This is a genomic window from Psychrobacillus sp. Z3-81 (assembly GCF_056620325.1).
In genome coordinates, this window is the sequence record NZ_JBWQPU010000093.1 from 1 (window position 1) to 251 (window position 251).

The 251-nt window shown below is 44.2% G+C and carries 1 protein-coding gene; it reads left to right on the forward strand.

Going from position 1 to position 251, the window contains the following annotated elements; translation table 11 throughout:
• A partial coding sequence (locus AC1ECF_RS17755; RefSeq protein ID WP_480390761.1) for a hypothetical protein occupies positions 1-251 on the forward strand: 251 nt, incomplete at both ends.

Here is a 251-nt window from a genome sequence, read left to right on the forward strand (position 1 = left end):
ATGCTCCTGGTACTGGTGACGTACAACCTACTGAAAATGGCGCAGCCGACCCACGAAATACTTTTGGTTTGAATGGTGATTTCGCGGTTGTAACTTCAGCAACACCCATGATTGTATGGCAAAAAATTGGTGGTGCATGGTTGATGCTTGGTCAAGAAGGTAATCCATACGATTTCCAAATGACCCCTCATACGCGTATTCCTAAAACCCGTGCAAACGGTGATGCCTTACAGAATGGCGATTTATATATT